At 67.2% G+C, this 19,902-nt stretch carries 17 protein-coding genes; 3 read left to right on the top strand and 14 right to left on the bottom strand.

The features are described 5' to 3' along the window. Positions 1–42 precede the first annotated feature (42 nt). The 4 genes from FHX37_RS05325 to FHX37_RS05310 all read right to left on the bottom strand — a co-directional run bounded on the left by FHX37_RS05325 (position 43) and on the right by FHX37_RS05310 (position 3,537). Positions 43–288: a hypothetical protein gene (locus tag FHX37_RS05325; protein WP_141922434.1), complete on the bottom strand. Its 246-nt coding sequence runs from the start codon at positions 286–288 to the stop codon at positions 43–45. Then, complete coding sequence (locus FHX37_RS05320) at positions 263–1,222, bottom strand: chymotrypsin family serine protease (protein WP_141922433.1); 960 nt, start codon at positions 1,220–1,222, stop codon at positions 263–265. Before FHX37_RS05320 ends, FHX37_RS05325 begins: the two co-directional genes overlap by 26 nt. Positions 1,223–1,331: 109 nt before the next feature. Next, the gene (locus tag FHX37_RS05315; RefSeq protein ID WP_141922432.1) at positions 1,332–2,189 is read right to left on the bottom strand and encodes a siderophore-interacting protein; all 858 of its coding nucleotides are present in this window, start codon (positions 2,187–2,189) and stop codon (positions 1,332–1,334) included. Positions 2,190–2,280: 91 nt separating this feature from the next. Next, complete coding sequence (locus FHX37_RS05310; RefSeq protein WP_141922431.1) at positions 2,281–3,537, bottom strand: Gfo/Idh/MocA family protein; 1,257 nt, start codon at positions 3,535–3,537, stop codon at positions 2,281–2,283. A gap of 104 nt (positions 3,538–3,641) precedes the next feature. Here FHX37_RS05310 and FHX37_RS05305 point away from each other — a divergent pair, with 104 nt between their 5' ends. Further along, positions 3,642–5,006 (top strand): NAD(P)/FAD-dependent oxidoreductase, encoded by a 1,365-nt coding sequence (locus FHX37_RS05305; RefSeq protein ID WP_342777596.1) that lies wholly within the window; start codon positions 3,642–3,644, stop codon positions 5,004–5,006. A 53-nt stretch (positions 5,007–5,059) separates the two neighbouring features. Here the strand turns inward: FHX37_RS05305 and FHX37_RS05300 are convergent, their stop codons facing one another. Further along, on the bottom strand, positions 5,060–6,616 hold the full coding sequence (locus FHX37_RS05300; protein ID WP_141922429.1) for a PucR family transcriptional regulator: 1,557 nt from the start codon (positions 6,614–6,616) through the stop codon (positions 5,060–5,062). A gap of 207 nt (positions 6,617–6,823) precedes the next feature. Here FHX37_RS05300 and FHX37_RS05295 point away from each other — a divergent pair, with 207 nt between their 5' ends. Both FHX37_RS05295 and FHX37_RS05290 read left to right on the top strand, forming a co-directional pair. Next, positions 6,824–8,149 carry an MFS transporter gene (locus tag FHX37_RS05295; protein ID WP_141922428.1) on the top strand — a complete coding sequence of 442 codons (1,326 nt, stop codon included), beginning with the start codon at positions 6,824–6,826 and terminating at the stop codon, positions 8,147–8,149. A gap of 48 nt (positions 8,150–8,197) precedes the next feature. Continuing rightward, positions 8,198–9,820 (top strand): amidohydrolase, encoded by a 1,623-nt coding sequence (locus FHX37_RS05290; RefSeq protein WP_394344474.1) that lies wholly within the window; start codon positions 8,198–8,200, stop codon positions 9,818–9,820. Positions 9,821–10,197: 377 nt separating this feature from the next. On the opposite strand, the gene cas2e is transcribed toward FHX37_RS05290, so the two are convergent. Genes cas2e through FHX37_RS23960 form a run of 9 tightly spaced genes read right to left on the bottom strand, consistent with a single transcriptional unit; the run spans position 10,198 to position 19,347 of the window. Beyond that, a complete protein-coding gene (gene cas2e, locus FHX37_RS05285) occupies positions 10,198–10,539 on the bottom strand; it encodes a type I-E CRISPR-associated endoribonuclease Cas2e (protein ID WP_141925032.1) in 342 nt (113 codons plus the stop codon). Continuing rightward, on the bottom strand, positions 10,536–11,507 hold the full coding sequence (cas1e, locus tag FHX37_RS05280) for a type I-E CRISPR-associated endonuclease Cas1e (RefSeq protein WP_141922427.1): 972 nt from the start codon (positions 11,505–11,507) through the stop codon (positions 10,536–10,538). The genes cas2e and cas1e overlap by 4 nt, the downstream gene beginning before the upstream one ends. Then, complete coding sequence (cas6e, locus tag FHX37_RS05275; protein ID WP_141922426.1) at positions 11,504–12,217, bottom strand: type I-E CRISPR-associated protein Cas6/Cse3/CasE; 714 nt, start codon at positions 12,215–12,217, stop codon at positions 11,504–11,506. The genes cas1e and cas6e overlap by 4 nt, the downstream gene beginning before the upstream one ends. Further along, positions 12,217–12,921: a type I-E CRISPR-associated protein Cas5/CasD gene (gene cas5e, locus FHX37_RS05270; RefSeq protein ID WP_141922425.1), complete on the bottom strand. Its 705-nt coding sequence runs from the start codon at positions 12,919–12,921 to the stop codon at positions 12,217–12,219. Before cas5e ends, cas6e begins: the two co-directional genes overlap by 1 nt. Continuing rightward, positions 12,918–14,105, bottom strand: coding sequence for a type I-E CRISPR-associated protein Cas7/Cse4/CasC (cas7e, locus tag FHX37_RS05265; protein WP_141922424.1), 1,188 nt, complete (start codon positions 14,103–14,105; stop codon positions 12,918–12,920). The genes cas5e and cas7e overlap by 4 nt, the downstream gene beginning before the upstream one ends. Further along, positions 14,102–14,773: a type I-E CRISPR-associated protein Cse2/CasB gene (gene casB, locus FHX37_RS05260; RefSeq protein WP_141922423.1), complete on the bottom strand. Its 672-nt coding sequence runs from the start codon at positions 14,771–14,773 to the stop codon at positions 14,102–14,104. Before casB ends, cas7e begins: the two co-directional genes overlap by 4 nt. Continuing rightward, positions 14,770–16,425: a type I-E CRISPR-associated protein Cse1/CasA gene (casA, locus tag FHX37_RS05255; RefSeq protein ID WP_141922422.1), complete on the bottom strand. Its 1,656-nt coding sequence runs from the start codon at positions 16,423–16,425 to the stop codon at positions 14,770–14,772. Before casA ends, casB begins: the two co-directional genes overlap by 4 nt. Beyond that, positions 16,415–18,298, bottom strand: a complete 1,884-nt coding sequence (gene cas3 / locus FHX37_RS23965) for a CRISPR-associated helicase Cas3' (RefSeq protein ID WP_342777595.1) — start codon at positions 18,296–18,298, stop codon at positions 16,415–16,417. Before cas3 ends, casA begins: the two co-directional genes overlap by 11 nt. Continuing rightward, positions 18,265–19,347 carry a CRISPR-associated endonuclease Cas3'' gene (locus FHX37_RS23960; RefSeq protein ID WP_342777594.1) on the bottom strand — a complete coding sequence of 361 codons (1,083 nt, stop codon included), beginning with the start codon at positions 19,345–19,347 and terminating at the stop codon, positions 18,265–18,267. Before FHX37_RS23960 ends, cas3 begins: the two co-directional genes overlap by 34 nt. Between the last annotated feature and the right edge of the window lie 555 nt (positions 19,348–19,902).

The following is a 19,902-nucleotide window of genomic DNA, read 5'->3' as shown; positions in this document are numbered from 1 at the left end:
GCGGCTTCCCCTCGGTTCACCGTGCAACCCGGTGGGAGGTCCTTACGCCTCACTCGGCCGGACCGGTCCCGTGACCCTCCAGCTCACCGGAACCTCAGCCGTGTCGCCACCGATCTCGGAGCGCACCTGACCGGGCGGTGTCACGTCCAGTCTGCTCGCCAGCCGCACCTCGACGGTGTAACCGGCCGCTGTGTCCCTGGTGATGCCGACCCCCACCACCCGGGGATCGGCACCGAACCGTTCGCGTACGAGCCGTTTGGCCTCACGGGCGTGCTCCAGCGTGCTCATCCCCGTATCCCACCAGTTCAGCGGCGAGTGCCTCCAGCACCTCCCGGATCGGGTTGGCATAGGTCAACCCGCTGCCGTTCGGTCCTCCGGACTGGCTACCCGCGAACAGGAGCCCCAACGCGGCACGCGCCTCCTCGTCCCAGATCAGCGAACCGGAATCGCCGCCCTCACTGAACCCCCCGGTTTCTCCGGTGATTTCGATCTGGTTGTCGAACTCCAATTCCCCGACGGGGAACGCCACGCGTAGGCCATCCACCTCGAAGGCGGTGATACGGCCCCGCGTGTGGCCGGTGGTGCGCCCCAGTTTCGCGACATGCGACGAGGGATCGTCCGTGGTTTCGGTGATCCTTCCCCCGGGATAGGCGGCCGGGTCGTAGCCGGTGCCCTCCCGGATACGGGCGACGGCTGCGTCAACGGTGTTGGTCTGGTCCGTGTGCAACGGGGCCGTGTCCGTGAGTGTGCCGACGGTGTCGGCGGGAGCGGTCCCGTCATCCGCGGGTCCGGGCTGTACGACGGTGTCGCCGGTATCGGCCGCACCGGAATCAGCGAGAACGTGGCTGTTGGACAGCGCGTGCACGGTCCCGTCGACCCGGACGAAGCCGCCGAGGGTTCCCGCCGTGACGTTCGTGTGTCCGACCGAGCATCCGGGGACGAGGGGACGGTGGCGCTCCTGCAGCTCCTCCGGGGTGAACCCCCCGAGAGCGCGGACCTCACCGGTGGAGAAGGCGTCCAGCTCGTCGTGGGCCTCGGCGGCGAGACGCCGCAGCAGTTCCGGTACCTGGCGGGTGTCGGTGACACGCACCGCCAGTCGGTAACCGCCGGAAGCGTCCCGGCTGATGCCCAGTCCCAGCCACCACAGTCCGGTTCCGGCGGTCAGGGACTCGGTGCGTTCCCGGAGGGAGTACTTGAGGTCGCGGCAGGAGTCGAGGTACATGGCGCCTCCTCGGAGGGGGAATGGTAGCCGAACCACTTCACATGGTAACCGGCGCCCGCACCGTCTAGAAGGCCGTTCCTCACGTCTGACCGCCCCCGTTCCAGGGGGTTCAGTGGGTGGGGGACGCCGCCAGGCCTTCTTCCTCCCTCTCGACCTCGCGGTTCCACTCCGTTTTCGCGGCTTGCCACCCGTCCTCGTCGTTACCGAGTTTCCAGTAACCCGACGCCGACAGTTGGTCCCGGGACATGTCCCGCTCGAACCGCAGGAAACGCCGGAGGTCCTTGACCGCTCCCGCTTCCCCGTGCACGAACGCCTGCCCCCTGCCCTCGGGAAGGGCGAGGGAACGCACCGTTTCCACCAGGGCTTCCCCCACCCTCCGGTTCTCCCGGTGAACCCATTGGACGGTGGCGGATGCCGGAGCGGGGATCTCCTGTTCCTCGGCGGGCCCCGAGACCTCGACAACCACATGGGCGGGGGTTCCCGACGGCAGACGCTCCGCTGAGGCGGCTATGGCCGGAAGGGCGCTCTCGTCCCCGGCGAGCAGGTGCCAGTCGGCGGCGGGGTCGGGAGCGTAGGCGCCACCGGGACCGAGGAAATAGATCTCGTCCCCCGGCTGGGCAGCGGCCGCCCACGGTCCAGCCAGCCCCATGTCCCCGTGGTAGACAACGTCAATGGTGAGCTCCCGTGCCTGGGGGTCCCAGAAACGCACCGTGTACGTGCGGGTGGCGGGCCACTGCGCACGCGGCATGTCCCGGCGGACGGCGTCCATGTCGAACGGTTCCGGGTAGGCCACCCCCGGCTGGGGGAACAGGAGCTTGATGTAGTGGTCGGTGTACTCACCGGCCTCGAACGCGGAGAGTCCGTCACCGCCGAGAACGAGACGGACCATGTGCGGACTGAGGTGTTCCACGCGCCGCACACGCCCCCGGTTGAGAGTCCGTTTTCTGGACGCCGGTTGTGTAGACATCGACCACCTTCCTACGGGAAATCCAGGTTAGGCTAACCTAGACTTTTACTTGGGACAATGTCTGCGCCGACCTCAGGGAATGCCCCGTTCGTCACCCGGTCTCCACCGGGAGAACCCTGCCCTCGCGGCGTGCCCGCTCCGCGGTGAACACCAGCATGTGCGAACGCAACGCGTCCTCCCCACTGGTCACCACCATCTCGGGGTCGCCAGCAGCGGCCGCGGAAAGGAACGAGGCCAGCAGCCCGCCGTCGCCCCCACCATGGCCGGACCCGCCTCGCCCGTCGTCGGTCGGTTCGACCTCGATGGTCCTGCTGGCACCGCTGAGGAAGTCGTAGTGCGTGATCGTGTCACCATCGCAGAACAGCTCACCGCGCGTGCCGAAGATCGACGTCTGACGCGGACGCGCCCGGTTGAACGCGGTCATGGTGAAGGTCGCCGACGCCCCGCCGGCGAATTCCAGGGCGACCACCTGGTGGTCGACCACGTCGTTGTCGCAATGGTAGACGCAGCGACCGTAGGGGCCCTCACGCAGGGCCCGAGTGACCGTCTCCCGGCTGGGGTGCGGCGTCAGCACGTCCAGCGGCCAGCCGGTGTGCCCCTCGTCGAGGAAACTCCCGTAGATGCGCGGGGCGGAGTAGGGACAGTCGGGTTCGACCGCGCAGTCCAGACAGCGGGACGCGGCTCCGGAAGGTGCGGCCTCGGGCCGGAAGTGTTTGCGGTTGCCGAAGGAGGACACCGACACCGCCTCGCGGCCGAGCACGTAGCGCAACCAGTCCAGGTCGTGGCAGGACTTGGTCAGCAGCATCGGAGCACTGTGGTCCTCGCGGCGCCAGTTGCCGCGCACGTAGGAGTGGGCGTGGTGCCAGAATCCCACCGGTTCCAGGTGGTCGGCGCTGGCGATCTCCCCGATCCCGCCGGAGTCCACGATCTCTTTCATGACGCGGGTGTAGGCGGTGTAGCGCAGCACGTGGCACACGCCGAGAAGTACCCCGTTGCGCTGCGCCGCGGACACGATCCGCGTGCACTCCTCAGGGGTCTGCGCGAGCGGTTTCTCCACCAGCAGGTGGTAGCCGCGTTCCGCCAACGCGACCGCTGGTTCCAGGTGCGCGTCGTCCAGTGTGCAGACGAGCGCCACATCAGCCAGGCGCGGGTGCGCCACCGCGTCACGCCAGTCGCCGAACCGGGCCTGCGGGGGAACGTCGTTCGCCTCGGCGAGAGGTTCCCGGTACTGGGGGCGGGGCTCCGCCACGGCCACGATCTCGGCCGTTTCGGGATGGTGGCGGATCCATTCCGCGTAGCTGCTGCCGCGTGATCCAGCCCCCACGATCATGACACGCACCGGCGGCACCGGCCTCGCCTCCTCGCGTCGCGCTCCCGAACAGCCGGTCCCGTCCCGCTTTCGGGTGCCAGGGCGGGCAGCGACTGCCGGTTCCGGTGCCAGGGTGCGGGACAATGCGCGGGAGATCAAGGCCCGCCGCGTGGCACGGGAGCCGGCGTGCGAACGGGTGGCACCCGAAAGCGCCCCGCCCCGGCCCGAACCCGCCTCGCTCGTGGGCCCACCGCCGCGGCGTTCCGACGGACGGGAACGTGACCACGCGTCCGTCACCTGCTCAAAACCGGACGACCAACCAGGGAGGGCCGCCATTGCGCGTCGTCATTGTCGGAGGCGGGGTGATCGGCCTGGCCATCGCCCACCAACTCGCCGGTACCGGGAACGAGGTGACGGTCCTGGAAGCGTCCCGTCCGGGTGCGGGCACCAGCAGTACCTCGTTCGCCTGGGTCAACTCGCACGCCAAGGACCCACTGAGCTACCACGAACTGAACGCGGCAGGGGTGCGCGCCCACCACGCCATGGACGCCGCGCACCCCCGGGGCCCGCGCTGGTTCTTTCCGACGGGCAACCTGGAGTGGGCCGACAACGCCGAGCACGAGCGCGTCCTCGCGAACTCGGTGGCGAGACTGCGCGAGCGGGGGTGTCCGGCGGAGTGGCTCGACCCCGAACAGGCCCGGTCCCTGGAGCCGGGACTCCGCATCCCCGAATCCGCGCGTTCCCTCGCCTTCTTCCCGGAGGAGGGTCACGTCCGTGTGGGGGAGTACCTCGGGCGGCTGCTCACCGACGCTCGGGCGGGAGGGGTCCGCGTGCTCTGTCCCGCCCGGGTCACACAGCTGGCCACCCACAGCGGCGGTGCCACCGCGACCCTCGACGACGGCACGACCGTGGAGGCCGACACCGTCATCAGCGCTGCGGGCCGGTGGACCGGGGAACTCCTGGCCACGGCGGACGTTCACCTTCCCGTGGCCGACCCGCGAGAGCCCGGTTCGGCCACGGGCGGGTATCTGGCCTACACGGAGCCGGCCCCGGTACGTCTACAGCGGGTACTGACCACCTCGCGACTGAACGTCCGGCCGGACGGCGGCGGACGTCTCGTCCTCCAAGGGCTGGACCTCGACCCGGACGCCGACCGGGGCATCGCCGGTGGGGGACCCGATTCCGCCATCGCCGCGGAGTTCCGGGAGCGCCTCGCCGCTGTTCTCACCGGCGGGGAGCACACCCGTGTCACCGACGTACGGGTGGGTCAGCGCGCCCTTCCCGCCGACGGTCTGACCGTGTGCGGTTTCGTCGACGACCACCAGCGGCTGTACACCGTGGTGACCCACAGCGGCGTGACCCTGGCGCCGGCACTCGCGCCCATGGTGGCCGGGGAGGTGTTGGCGGGGACACCAGCCGCGGAGCTGGCCGGTTTCCGGCCCGCGCGGTTCGGTTCCGGAACCACCGCCGGCGCCCCGGGGCGAGCCCGGGTTCCCGGTGAACAGTGACCCGGACGGCACGGAGCGACTCGTTCGTTTCCCGGCGGCGCTCCCCCACGGGATCACGAGGACTCGATGGGGCTCTCCGGCTCGGCACTCTGGTCCAGCAGGAGGGCCAGCCAGAGTTCCATGCGGTGTTGACCGCTGAACGAGCGGCCGGAGATCCGTTCCGCCGTGTGCAGCCGCGCCCGTAGTGTGTTGCGGTGCACTCCCAGGACGCGCGCCGCACCCTCGATGTTGCCGTCGTGCTCCAGCAGGCAGCGCAACGAGGTGACGAGGTTGGTGCCGTTGCGCTCGTCGTGTTCGCGCAACCGGCCCAGGACCACGGTCCGGAACTCCGCCGCGGACTCCGGGTCGAGGGCACGCAGCAACAGCGGCCACGCTTCGGTGTCGGCGACGTGGTGGTACCCCCGCTCGTGGGCCGCGGCTCTACGAGCCCGCTGGACCGCGTTGCGGAGCTCCCGTGCGCCGTGGGCGTCGCAGGCACCGGCCGACGAGGGGGCGGAGGGGGTCGCGGACAGTGCGGTGAGCAGCCGTTCCCCGAACCGCGGCCGCGCGTTTCCGGAACCGGGAAGGACAACGACGAGGCCGTCGGGAAGAGCGCACATCGCCACCCGGTCGGCCGCCCGGGTGTCCCCCAGAACGTCCTGGAGCGTGTCCGCGGCGCTGTCCCGCGTCTCCTCCGGGTGCGAGACCGGGTAGAACACCACCTCGACCGGAGGGGCGGGTAGCGGAATCAGACGCGTCGCATCCGGTTCCAGGCGGGTCGCGGAGTTCCCGTCCAGGAGGAGCGCGAGGGGGCGTTCCCGTTCGTGGTGCCGTTCCCGGCGAGCCGTACGGTCCCCCTGGAGCCCCACCGCGAGCAGGGAGGAGGCGTGGTTGGCGAGCATCCTGGTGTGCGCTGACAGGGGTGGGAGGCTACGCAGTGCCAACCATCCCAGCGCGGTCCCGCTCACGCCCAGGCTCTGCAGCAGCACGGTCGCCTCGCCGTCCTCCAGGAGCGTCATCCCCCGTGGCCGGGGGCTGCTCGGCGCGACAGCCGCGCGGACGGTGGCGTGCCATTCCCGTTCCCCTCCGGATGCGGTCTCACGCACCATCCCCCCCGCGTCGAGCAGGACGGCGTCGCTGTCCGTGGCGGTGGCCAGTTCCCGGAGCACCCCGGCGGATCCGACCCGCAGCGCCGCACGGGCCATCGCGTCCTGTGCGCTGAGCACGCGCTGCTGCTCGTGCAACCGCTCGCGAGCGTAGTGCTCGGCTACCGCCTCGACCAGAGCGACGAACGGCGTCTCACCCTCCACGTACAGCAGGGGGAACCCGTGAGCCTCGGCGGTCTCCTGCACCACCGGAGGAATGTGGCTGATCCAGGTGTCCAGGGCGAACCCCAGCCCGCAGCATCCGGCGGCCACGAGCCGACGCACGTACTCCCGCTGCTCCTCGGCGCTGGATCCCACCCCGAGGCCGACCGTCAGTACGAGTTCGCCACCGCGCAGCCAGGGGACGGGATCGGACAGTTCGGCTACGTGCGCCCAGCGCACCTCGTTCTCCAGTCCGGCACCGCCGGCCACGACCCGGATCTGCAGCCCGGGTTGGCGCGCGAGATCGCCAACAGTGAGTGGCACCACTCCCCCAACCTGTCTCGCCTACAACAAGCGTTGTGCGGTACGCACAGTAATAACACTCCACATTGTCGTATTCGTCCTTTCCCGCTGGTTGCGCTGGTGTCTATTGTCACACCGCCATATGACGAATCGCAGGTCAGACCCGGCACCGCCGCACCGTTCGGGGTCGGAACCGACCTCAGGCGCGACAGGACACACGGAGCAACCTTGGCAAACCACACCGCAGATCCCTCCAGCCATCCGGCGCGCGCGGCGATCGCCGCGTTCGTCGGAACCACGATCGAGTGGTTCGACTTCTACGTGTACGCCACCGCAGCTGCCCTGGTGTTCAGCGAACTCTTCTTCCCGAAGAGCACCGACCCGCTCGTGGGACTCATGGCGTCGTTCGCGACGTTCGCCGTCGGGTTCTTCGCCCGCCCCCTGGGCGGGATCGTCTTCGGCCACTTCGGTGACCGGCTGGGACGTAAATCCGCCCTGGTGACAACCCTCCTGATGATGGGCGTGGCCACGTTCGCCGTGGGGGTGCTGCCCACCTACCAGCAGGTCGGGTTCGTGGCTCCCCTTCTCCTGGTCCTCCTGCGGTTCGTACAGGGCATCGCCGTGGGTGGCGAGTGGGGCGGCGCCGTCCTGATGGCGGTGGAGCACGCCCCCGAACGCAGCAGGACCTTCTTCGGTTCGTTCGCCCAGCTGGGCAACCCCGCGGGTGCGCTGCTGGCGACGGGAGCGTTCAGCCTGGTGGAGATGCTGGGCAACGACATCCTGCACACGTGGGGGTGGCGGCTCCCGTTCCTCGCCTCGGCGGTACTGGTGCTGGTCGGACTGTTCGTACGGCTCAAGGTCGAGGAGTCCCCCGTCTTCAACGCCGTGCAGGAGGACAGCCAGCCCGGCAAGCAGGCCCTTCCGCTGAAGCAGGCGGTGCGCTCCTCCTGGAAGGCGCTGCTGCTCGGCCTGGGAACGCTGCCGATCGCCGTCGGCGGATACTACGTTGTCACCACGTTCGTACAGGCCTACGCGACGACCGAGGTCGGAGCCAGCGAAGCGGTCGTCCTGAACGCTCTCACGGTCGCGGCGTTCGTCGAGCTCGTCTCCACCCTGGGCGTGTCCTGGCTGGGCGACCGGGTCGGAGCGCGCCGCGTGGTGGTCGTCGGCCTGGTGGGTGTCGCCGCGCTCGCCACCCCGATGTTCCTCGCCATGAGCGCCGGAACCGCAGCGATCTTCCTGGCGCTGTCGATCATGCGACTGGCCATGGCGGCCACGTACGGACCGATGGCCACCATCCTCGCCGCGATGTTCCCCCCGCAGGCGCGCTACACCAGCGTCTCGCTGACATACCAGATCGCCGGCTCGATCTTCGGCGGGCTCGCCCCCATCACCTGCACCGGTCTGCTCGCCGCCACCGACAGCATCTACCCGGTCGCCGGGCTTCTCGTCGCGATGGCGGCGCTGAGCATCGGCTGCCTGCTCAAGGCACCGCGCCACACGGACGAACCGGTGCTGTCCGAGACCGCCGACACTTCCGAGACGGTGGCCTGACCGTTCCGCCGCGGAACCCCTGTTCCCGACACCGAAAGGATCCCGACCGTGCGCTCCCCGAACGAACCCGCGCTTCTCATCCACAACGCCAAGGTTCTGACCATGGATGACACGACTCCGCGTGCCAGCGCGCTCGCGGCGGTCCACGGCCGGATACGCGCGGTCGGCGACGAGACACTGGCACGGGCCGCGGCGGGTCCCGGCGCCACCGAGATCGACGCGGGCGGGCGCACGGCCCTCCCCGGTTTCATCGACGTACACAACCACCTGTTGTCCACGGCGGAGTCCCTGGCAGCGGTGGACGCCAGCTACCCGGCGGTGACCAGTGTGGCCGGGTTGGTGGCAGCCCTCGCCCGGGAGGCGGAACGTACGCCGGCCGGGCAGTGGATCCGGGCGTTCGGGATGGACGACGCCAAGTACCCGGAAGGCAGGCCCTCGCGCCAGCTGCTGGACGAGGCCACCACCCAGCACCCGGTCATCGTGTACCACGTTTCCGGGCACCAGGCCGCGGCCAACAGTGCCGCGCTGCGCTGGCGGGGGATCACCGAGGACGTCACCGACCCCGCCGGCGGCGCGTTCCTGCGCGACGCCGGCGGGCGGCTGACCGGCATGGTGGTGGACTCCGCGATGGAGCTGCTGCTGCCGCTGGCGGTGGACGTGGGGTGCCACGGCCCGAACTTCCACACGGACCTGCCGGCGGAGCACCTGCTGGGCTGGTTGGCCGACGCCCGACAGCCGTACCTGTCGTCCGGTCTCACCACCGTGTGCGACCCCCAGGTGTCCAAACGCGAACTGCGTACCTACCAGGCCGCCTACCGTTCCGGCACCCTGCCGCTGCGCACCGTCGGGATGCCGCTGTCCCACCAGTTGGACGAGCTGACCGCACTCGGCCTCTCCGGCCCCTTCGGGGACGAGTGGCTACGACTGGGTGCGATGAAGTTCTACTGTGACGGGTCACTGCTGGGCGGGACCGCCCGGTTCTCCGAACCCTACGGGGAGAACGGCGAGTTCCCCGGAAGCCTGTACTGGCCGCCGGAGAAACTCCGTGAGCTGGTGGAACGGGCCGCCGCGGAAGGATGGCAGGTCGGCATCCACACCCAGGGCGACGCGGCGATGGAGCACTCCCTGGAAGCGATCGCGGCCGCGGTGGCGGCCGGGGACAGCGACGCCCGGCCACGGATCGAACACTGCGGCTACCCCACCCCGGAGCAGACCAAACGGTTCGGCGACCTGGGCGTGATCCCGGTGAACCAGCCGAACTTCCTGCACGACAGCGGCGGGGACTTCCTGCGCAGGCTCGGCAACCGTGCGCACCGGTTGCAGCCGATGCGGGAGGAGCTGGACCTGGGACTGCGTCCGGTCCTGTCCAGCGACTCGTTCGTGTCCAGCCTGCGCCCGATGGAGACGGTCCGCAACGCGGTGTGCCGCCGCACCCGGGAGGGCGAGGACATCGGCGCCGAACAGGCGGTGACGTTGCACGAGGCGCTGCGTGCCCACACCCGCGACGCCGCCCACACGCTGGGGCTGGAGGACCGGTTGGGGTCGCTCACTCCGGGCAAGCTCGCCGACGTGGTGGTGTTGGACCACGACATCGAGACCCTTCCGCCTAAGGGGCTCAACCGGGCGGGCGCCCTGTTCACCGTTCTCGACGGCCAGGTCGCCTACTCCTGACCCCGTTTGTCCGGGCGCGTTCACCCCGCGCCCGGACACCACCGAGCCGGGCCCGGTTACCAGCCCCATCCCCGCGTGCGCGGGGAGCATCCTACGGGACTCCGGATCAGCTGATGGAATTCGGGTCCATCCCCGCGTGCGCGGGGAGCATGTTCTTCACAACGCGCCATTCGACATGCTGGTGGTCCATCCCCGCGTGCGCGGGGAGCATCAGCAGTCCCAGAACGTTCCGGAACCAACACCCGGGTCCATCCCCGCGTGCGCGGGGAGCATCCTCGTTGACCTGGAGTTTCATCGCGCCTGTAGGGCTGTGTATGCAACTTCTAGAAATTTGGACATAAACCAAAAACTACACATAAAGGACACACGTTCCTCGATCAGCTCTTACCGAAACGACGGCGTTTCGCCGTCTTACTCCACCCCTTCCGCCTGTCCGCTTTCGAGCGCTGATGCGGGCGGTGGATAAGCGTCACTCCCTCGTGGTCGATGGGCTCCCACTTGTGCTCAAACGTTTCGAAGGCGTACCCCTGTTCATTGTCAGCGCTGTGCGCCAATAGAGCACGTCCCTGGCCCGCGTAGCAGCACACCTCCGACCACAGAGCCTCCCTGATCCGAGCCGAGGGGCCGCCGATGAACACACCCGGGGAGATCTCCAGAAGCCAACGAGTGAGGAACCCCCGCAAACCCTCTGGACAGTGGGTAAGGACGATGACGGTCACCAGATCACTTCCCAATACCCATCGGGCTCCTCACCCGAGCCGTAGTTCAGGCCCGATTCCAGTTCGGGACCGCGGTCGGAGTGCAAGTTGACCTGATCTACGGAGCCATCCATGGAGTCACCCGTTCCCTCCGGAAGAAGCAGTCGCTTAATGTCACTGACACACCGGTCAAGCAGGCCGAGCTCGTTCACTCGGTCCCGGACGAGCCTCCGGGTCCGGACCCCGATATCCTCAGGCCCTTCCGCAGCAACATCGAAAGCCGCTGGTATGCCAACTTCCGTCTTGTACAGATCGGCTATGTCCATGACGAAAGACATCTCGTGCCCGGAATGGACGAAACCCAATCCCGGTGAGCATCCGAGTGCGGCGACAACAGCGTGCGCTATCCCGTACAGGCACTGAGCCGCCGCTGTCACTCCCTGGTTGGGCGGATCGCCGGAACTGTAATCACCCGGAATATAGTTACGGCCGTACCAGGGGACACCCGTACGCGCTGACTCGTTCCGGTAGCAGGCCTTGACCCGGTCACCCTCCTGACCAAGAATTTCCCGCCGGGTGTAACGGGCCGGTTCCTCATCCGGGAACCGGATCCCGTACATCGCACGGGCAACCTCCAGACGCGTCCTACGGTTCGCCCATGCCTTGGCCTGTGCCTCAACCAACGCCGAGGACCTGGTCAGGGAACGGCCGCCGGCGTAACACCGCACTCCGTACTCTCCCACCCACACGACTCCCGCCCCGCTCTCACCAAGGACACTCATAGCCTGGTGTGTGACACGGGTTCCCGGCCCCAACAGGAGCACACCGATAGTCGCCGAGGGAATGTGCCTGATCCCGTCGGCATCCTCCGCCGTGATCGCGTTGGCGTCCCGATGGACTGTGCAGCGTTCCAGATACAGGAAGGAGAGCCGGTCCGCTACCCGGGTGAGTTCTCGGGGGGACACTGCTCCGCGTCGGCTCACGTTCATCGCGACCAGCTTTCCGAGGGTGCCAGGGTCATCAGCCCACAGCCGTAAGCTTTGGCACGCCCGAGTCCGTGGATGAGTGTCCGACGCAACGTTTCAGGGTCGGTGACCTCGAGACGGCCATCGAAGGTCACAGCACTCAGGCTGACCGAACTCTTGTCGCCCCGCTTCTTACGGAATTCGAGCCGACGTTGGTCGTGCACCAACAGTTCACGCTCGCCCTCCCCGTCCGGGTGCGGGTCCCCGGCTGCCTTACGCACCACCCGGAATCCGGCCTTCTCCTGACGCTGCAGCAGCCATTCCGCTTGGTGGTGCTGCGTGATGTGCGGTGTCGTTTTGGTGTCCTCCTGGCCATCACAGGTGCGTACCTTGTGCACGGGGTTGGCGGTCAGCCGGAACGCCCACACATCACCAGCGGTCAACTTCTCCAGGAACGGTGTGTAATCGCTGGTTTCCCATCCGCCTTCCAACGTGGGCCATCCGGCCTGCTCCACCAAATGGGTGTAGTCCGGCCGTTCCTGGCTGACCACGTAAAGGAACGCTTTGGCTTTGGCGCCGCGATCGACGCGCCACAGAACACGCCCCTCACCGGAACTGGCGGAGGTAAGCTCCGGGAATCCCGCGAGAACCGCCGCGTGCATGCGCTGTGGGGAGGAGAGCAGTTTGCGCGCCCCCATCCGTGCGGTGTTGAGGCGGAAACGGGTGAGGTACATCAGTCGCCTTCCAAAGCGGACATGGGGTCGTGGTCAGGGGGATCAGCTTTGGGGTTGGGTACCGCGACTCCGCGCCTCGTCACACCGCGTAGGGCGTAACGGCGGTGTGAAGGGTCGAAGCTGAGTGGCAGGTCCCGCACGCTGTCAACCTCCCGGTCGCCCTCTGCCGCGTCCAGGAAGCAGTCGAGCGTCACCTCGGGTTCGTTCCGGTGCCGGCGTTGGTACCACTCGGCGGCGTGCCACTCCTCCCGACGAAGTACGGCCTCGAGGGTTGTTTCCCTTCGTAGCCCGAGGGCAACGGGACGCGACGGCGGGCAGGACCGCCGTCCCAGGTAGGGCAGGTATGCCGGCTCCCGGAGTGCGCGGTCGAGCTCGCCGATAAGATCGTCGTCGCCTTCCGCTCCAGCGACGAATACGGCGTCAGCGAGGTAGAACCGTTCGGATACCGGCATTGCTTCCCCCGTGTCGGGGCGGTGAGCGGTCTGGTAGTCGCGGATTCGGGTACCGCGTTGGTCAACACGCACCCCGAAGCGCAGCTGAGCAAGATCGGATGGGTCAGCGGTGCGGTCACGGCCCTGCGCGGCAGCCAGCAGCCCGAGAACTCCGCTTTTGCTGGGGGCCTGCCCTGTGGTTCGTCGCGCGAAGCGGGCCGAGGAGCCCCACGACTGGAGAGGCCCTGCCAGCAGCAACACGAGAACACTCAATTGGTTTCCGTCCAGTTCCCGGCCGCTTCTGCGCTGGCTTCTTCCGCTAGCTCGTTCATCGTGACGGTGGTTCCGAGCCCGTCAAGAGCCGCGGTGCTCCCACCGATCCGCAACACCCATGTCCGCGTTTCCTCCTCCATCCCGTAGTTCCGTTCGATTTCCGGGATGTGGGTGGCGAGCCGCTGGCACGCCTGGCGCAGGTACCCGCCACCCTCCTCCGGCACGGGTTCCTCAAACGCGCTGACGAAGTTGACGGGGCGAGCGTCCCGGAGCTTGACTATCACTGCTTCCGGAAGAGTGTGATTACCGAAAGTATTGATTTTTCCGGTAGGCATGGATTCCACGAACCCGTGCAGGAACGCTCGCACGGCGCGGCGCACCGGTTCGGTGGTGTCCTCCCCCTCGCGTAGGCCCTCACCGAGGTTGCGCCGGAGCTGGTCCACATCGAGAGCGGCATACCGGTACAGGGTGGCGGAGTTGAACTCGATCGTGCCGATCATGCCCGCACCGGATTCCTCGTCCCGCTGGTGATCGTCGACGGCGGTGTAGTAGTCGGCGTCGTTCTCGGCCGCGTGCACGCTGATGGCGTGGGCGACCTGGGCCGCCGCGTCGACGTTGATGTCAGCACCGTCGGCTACCATCCGACCGAACAGCGCAATGTCCACCGAATGGTTGGTGTCGGCGGCGCGTCTGGCCCTGTTCTTGTTCTCCTTGTCCTTGAAGAAGCCCGTGATGTCGTCGCGGCCTTCCACCGCGAGCTGAGCGAGCGCCTCGCGCTGCCGGGCGCTGAGGAACATCAGGTAGGAGGACTGCGGAGCTACCTCGTCCCCCTCTTCTTTCTCCTCTTTACCGGACCGTTTGGGTGGCTCCACCTTGGAACCGGTGGCCGCTTTGATCGTCTCGGCGGCCAGTTTCCAAGCTTCGTTCCGCTCGATGGAGGAATCGAGCTCCTCGATGTGCTCCGTCAGGAACTCGGCGACGCGTTTGGTGCGGGTTCCCAACTCGGCTGGATGGAGCAGGCGGGTGAAGTCGGAGCGAGTGGCGCGTTTCCAGGCTTGGCTGGAAACACGGGAGCGCAGCGCCCCACCGTAATAGGCGGTTTTGGGGCTTCCGGTGTCGTCTCTGTTGATGTTGTTCGGCGGCACCGTTTGGAGTATGTGCACATCGAGAATGGTTCGCGTCACGGATTGTCCTTGTCCGGGTCGTCATCGGAACTGTCGGGTTGTTCGGCGGGGCGGTAGGAGACGAATCCACGTCCCCAGGCGCGACGGACAGTACGCAGCCCGCCGGGCCGTTGGGCGGTCATCAGGTCGTCGGCGAGTTTTCCGTAGTCGAGGGGGACGCCCTCCCGGCGTAGAAGCTGCACGAGTGCACGCAGTCGGTGCGCGAGGGAGGTGACCGTGGTGGCGGTGCTGGCGTGGATGAAGCGCCGCCGCAGCGGTTCGTCGATCTCGCCGTCGGGCATGAGCTCACGCATCGCCCATCCGAGTACGCGGTCCCGGCGGCGTCCCGCCCGCCACACCGGCCCCTGGTGCATGTGTTTCGTACTCCATGACTGCTGGTGCAGCGCGTAGAGCGTCAGGGAGATATGTACGGCTTTCTCCGCCTGTGCCTCCCGTTCCAGGGACCAGGAAGAGTCTGCATGCTCTTCGGGGGCGTAGGTTTCCCCCCACAACCAAGGGGTGTTCTCGGGAAGCTTGCCCGCGCCGTTGCGGAGCCGCGCCAGTTCCGCTACTTCTGTGGGATTGTCGGCGCAGTATCCGCGCTGCAGCTTACTGACGCGCGCGTGCACACCCTTTCCCACCACTCCGAGTTCCGGGCGTTCACCTTCGCCTACGCCTTCGTGTCTCATACGGTCACCTCGGTCGTGTCGCTTTGCGTGGTCCTGGAAAGTTCCGCGGCCAGGGTGCGGTGGAATCGCCGTTCGGCGTAGGCAGCGCTGAGCCATAATTGGCCGTTCTTGGTATCCACGATCCGGCCATTCCAGGCGGCCTCTCCGGAGCGTTCGATCAGACCGGCGCCTTCGGAACGGACGAGACGGCGCACGGTGTCCTGCCAGACCGCACGCCGCTCGTCCGGATCCGTGTCCGGGGCCAGGGAGGCAAGCCACTCGCGGAACGGACCGTCGAGGATGCCGAACCCCCGGTCGCGGGTCGTGTCCTGCTGAGTGGTGGCATCGATACCCGCTGCCCGGGCCAGGTCGGCGGCGAGCTGACCCAACGCGGCAACGGCACTGTCCGCGTCCGCAACCGCCTCCTTGGCGGTTGCGGCGAGATTGGGAGCGCTCTCGTGCAACAGCACTACTTTCATCGTGACCCGGTCGTCGACCACCTCGTCGATGACGGACTGCTGAGTGCCGTAAACGGCGCCCACGACCCGTGAGCGGATGAGGTACCTGTCGTCGAGGTACCCCTCATTGGCCAACCGGGCGACCCAGTCGAGTACACGTGGCCGCAGGCTTCCGGCCGCATCCTGGTGCTGATTAGAGCCGCGCTTACGACCAGTGATCAGGGAGGCGAGACCGCGCCAAGCACTGCGCGCAGGGTTGTGCTCCTGGGGCATGTACACCAGTGGTTCGCGGAGCTTCTTCTCTTGTGTCTGGCTGCGCCGCCATCCGGTCATCGGCTCTCGGTCATGGGCGTTGTGCGGGGACAACGGGTCCCCGTAGGCCAACACCACCCCGTAGGCACCGTCGGCGTCGCAGCGCAGACGCAGCCGCCGCGTCTGCCACGTGTAGAGGTCACGCACTCCGTAGGGCCGCAGCACCTGCTCTCTTCCGCCGAGTGGGGCTGCACCGGGCGGATCGAACCGCCAGGCGGGCCGGTCCATCTCGTCGGCCCGCAGATGGTCCGTGTCGGTGGCGATGAGGTTCAGCAGCAGGGTCTCGCGCAGGTTCCTCCCCTCCACGAATACTCCACCGAGGTTTCCCGCCCAGCCGACCCCTTGGGGGTATCCTTTTCCGTTCTTCACCCGGGGATCGCCCACTGCCCCGGATTTGATTCCGGAGGGGTCGTAGGCGTGCGCGTGTACCACCCAGCGTGCGGCCTCGGCGAAAGTGAGCCGATCTATCCCACCTTCCCGCATCGTGAAGAACGGTGCTCCGTTGGGAACGTCGGCGACGATTCGTTCCAGCGGGGAAACATCGCCTTTCGCGGTGTGCAGGTCAGCTACCTGGAAGAACGGGGTTTCGGGGTGCAGCAGGTCGAAACGTTCACGATGTTTTGCGAGATAGGTTCCGACCTGGTCCAGCGGTATTCCCCCCTCCCACAGTTCCTGCCATTCTTCGGGGTCAGCCGGACCGTCGACAGCGTCGTGCAGGACCGCGAGCAGCAAACGGACAAGAACGAACTCTTGGGTGGGAAGGTCGCCTACCACCCGCTGGAGCGTGTGCGCCTGCTGGAAGACCCGGTACAGGGACAGCTCCGTCTCGGTCCCGTCCGCTTTCTGGACCGGAATCCAGGGGTGTTCAACAAGGTCAAAGGAGGTGGGAGGGTCATTCGGCATAGTGAATCTCGAGACCGTCGTTTCGGGAGTAGGTGAGTCCGTAGCCTGCCAGGCGGGTGTGACAGTTCTCGTCCAGGATCATGATCAGCTCTCCCGCCAGCCAGTGGCACTCTTTGGCCTGCCAGGCGGGGAAGTAGTTCTCCTCGAGTTCGGATACGGCCTGGTCGAGACAGGTTGAGACAGTGAACGGGAACGGGAGCCGCAGCGCGGAACGCGCGACGCTCCTGGCGAGGTAGGGGGCGGGAACAGCGTCCGTCGGAAGCTCCCGGCCACCCAGCGAACCGGACAGCCAGGGCACAGTGGTCAGGACACCGTCAGTCCGACGCTGCACCACAAGCACCTCGAGGCTGTCCTCGCTGTCGCGGACCTGTGCTCGTCCGGTGGTGCTGTCATCCGCGTCGCCCACACCAGCGTCCACCCACCCCACGAGACCGCGCCCGTTCTTTCCGGGAGCGGCGATCCGGAACGTGTCGGCTTTCATCTCCTGCGCCGCCTGCTCGCGGACGTGTCCGGCGTGTGTCTCCTCCAGCGCGGCGCGCCATTCCTCGGGGCCGATTCCCTCCTCCCCGTAGGCCTGTTGGACGAGGACACTGATGTCGTCGGGCAGGCGGACGGTTCCCTCACGACCAGCTCCGAACAAGTGGGGTTCCAGTGCCGCCACGGCCCGCAGCAGCGGGTAGGGCCGGTAGATGGTGCGTGAACCGCGAACCGGCTCTGGAGGACTGCTGTTCCAATCGGCACCGGTGACGAGGCACCGGGCGGTACGCAGTGGGCGGGGGCGCTCGCACTGCCCCTCACCTCGCTCATGTCGGTGGAGCCGCCCCATGCGCTGGAGCATCAGGTCAACAGGGGCGAGGTCGGTGACCATTAGGTCGAAGTCGAGGTCCAGGGACTGTTCCACTACCTGAGTAGCGACCACGACGCGTCCGGGAACGGCGCGTTCTCTTCCCGATTCAGCGTTCTTGTCCGGTGGTCCGAAACTCCTGAGCAGCTGCTCGTCGTTCTCGGAACGGTCCAGATCCAGAAACCGGGCATGGGCGACCTCTACCGAGAGTCCGGTGCCCGCGAAGTGATTCCGCAAGTGACGTGCCGTTTCGTGCGCGCGAGCCACAGTATTGCGTACTACTGCGGCACAGCCGCCGTCCCGCAGTTCGTTCAGAAGCCGCTGCGCGAGAGTGGCGTAATCGTCATTGAGCGGTTCCAGTTCGACATCGGTACGACGTCCGGAGGCAGTGGGGGCGTAAATCCGGGGTCGCTGTTCCGGGCCCACCGTCGTGATAAGCGGATAGTCCCGAGCTGTTTGCACTGCGGTGAGGTCGGGACCTTCCTTGCCGGTGTATGCGGCTGCCAGTTCCCGGCGCCGGTGCGCGGGAAGGGTGGCGGACAATACCACGACAGGGACTCCGTAGGCGCTGAGCCAGGACAACACCCGGTCCAGATAGGTGGACATGTAGGTGTCGTAGGCGTGTGCCTCGTCGATCACCACGACTTTCCCGGCGAGCGCGAGATGACGCAGCGCGAGGTGTCGGGTTTTCAACCCGGCGAAAAGAAGCTGATCTATCGTGCCGACCGCGAACGACGACAGCATGGCTTTCTTCCGTCCGCGCAGCCAGTGGTGCGCGACCAGCTCGGCGGATGCGCGCCGGTGTCCCTTGTCTTTCTTCCCAGCGGGATCATCCCGACCAGCAGGGTCATCCCGAGCTATGTCGGCGTTGGGGTACGTGGGTTCGCGGGCGAGTCTCGTGTAGTCGTCGTTGAGACCGGACTTCGCGTGGGCGAGTGCGACGGTGTGTCCCACACGGCCGGGTCTCTGGTCCGGCAACCGTTTCAACCACGCGGTCAGCCGCCGGAACATCGCGTTTCCGGTAGCCATGGTCGGTAACGCGACGAAACACCCGCCCGCGCCGGTGCGTGCGGCGAGGACCTCGACCGCCGCGAGAGCGGCCTCGGTTTTCCCTCCCCCATAGGTGCCTCGACTATGACCATTCCGGGAGCGCGCATCTCCCGGGCGGCGCGTACGGTCTCTTCCTGCACCGGACGAACGGTGGCGTCAGAGGGAAGGTCGAACCGGGACGCGAACAGGTCAGGGACGGATTCTTGCGGGAGAACCGGCTGCCAGGGTCGAGGTAGTTTCAACGCCGCCCACGCGTTATCGAGTCGGTCCGGGTCAGTGGGCGAAGCGTCGGCGGTATAAGGAAAGTAGTCGCGTGAGGAGGCGATCCAGTCACTGACGATGACCAGTGCGGAGAGCAGTACTTGAGCCGGCTGGGGAAGCTTTACTTTCGCCCATTGGGGAAGCCGATCCAGAACTTCGCACTCGTTCGCCGTCCAGTCGAGCAGTTCGTTCTGCACCTGGCTCCACACCGTTTCGCTGCCGCGCGCACGCAACAGTTCGGGGTGGTCGGCCAGGTCCTTGATAGCACTGTTGGACGGAGGAACTCCGTGGTGACCACCGACGATTGCTGTGAGCTGGTGCGTGTCCGGTACTCGCCAACCATGGCGTTCGACCAGCCAGTCCCGCAGCAGTACGTGTCCCGCTAACCCGTGCGGTGCCAGTTTGCGGTCCTCGCCAAGCTGCCTCCCGGTAGGCATGGTCAGACCTTCCCTGCGCATCTTGTCCGCCAGTCCGTCCACTTGGCACGCGAAGGCGGGGGTAGCTTTCCCGCAGTCATGGACAGCGGAGATCCACACGGCGAGCTTGCGCGCGTCGGCGGCACCGCCGGGGAGAGCTGTCGAGATCAGCTCACGGACCTGAGACGGCAACCAGGTGTCCCACAACCTTCCCGCTACCGCCGCGCTATCTGCCATGTGCCGCCGCAGCGGAAGCCATGCTTTGTCGTCCTGGTTGTGTTTCGCCCAAACCTGGCGTGCCGCGTCAGAAAGGTCGTCCGTAGAGAGGAAAGATCCTCCGGAAGAGGTCATGCCACGATTCAATAAGAGACAGGAGAGTCTTGCAGTCGGTTTCCGGTCTTCTTGTTGGCCGGATCCGGCCAACAAGAAGACCGCGCACCTGCCCCGAACGTTCCTCGCCCCGCGTGGGCGAGACATAGGCCCATCCCCGCGTGCGCGGGGAGCATTGTCACGGATCGGTGTGGGTATCGCGTCGCCAGGGTCCATCCCCGCGTGCGCGGGGAGCATGGGGAATCGACCATTCGAAGTACGCGACATCGGGGTCCATCCCCGCGTGCGCGGGGAGCATCGTCGGCTGTACAACGCTCTCCGGTGGCACGTGGGTCCATCCCCGCGTGCGCGGGGAGCGTCCTCTTTGACCTGGCCTTCTATTCCACGTGCGCATCCGTGTGTGCAACTTGTAGAAATTTGGACATAAAACGCGAAACCCCAAAAACGAACTACCGGGGAACGATGCGACGCATGAAACCAACCAGCCGCCGCGACAGGGCCAGGAGACCACACCTCTCATACGCTACGCATACTCTTCGGTTGAAAAGTGACCACTCATCCCATCAGGCATCGGAG

The sequence above is a fragment of the Haloactinospora alba genome (assembly GCF_006717075.1).
In the GTDB taxonomy this organism is placed as follows: Bacteria; Actinomycetota; Actinomycetes; order Streptosporangiales; family Streptosporangiaceae; genus Haloactinospora; species Haloactinospora alba.
The sequence above is the reverse complement of the archived record's forward strand: the minus strand, read 5'-3'. Positions and strand labels throughout refer to the sequence as shown.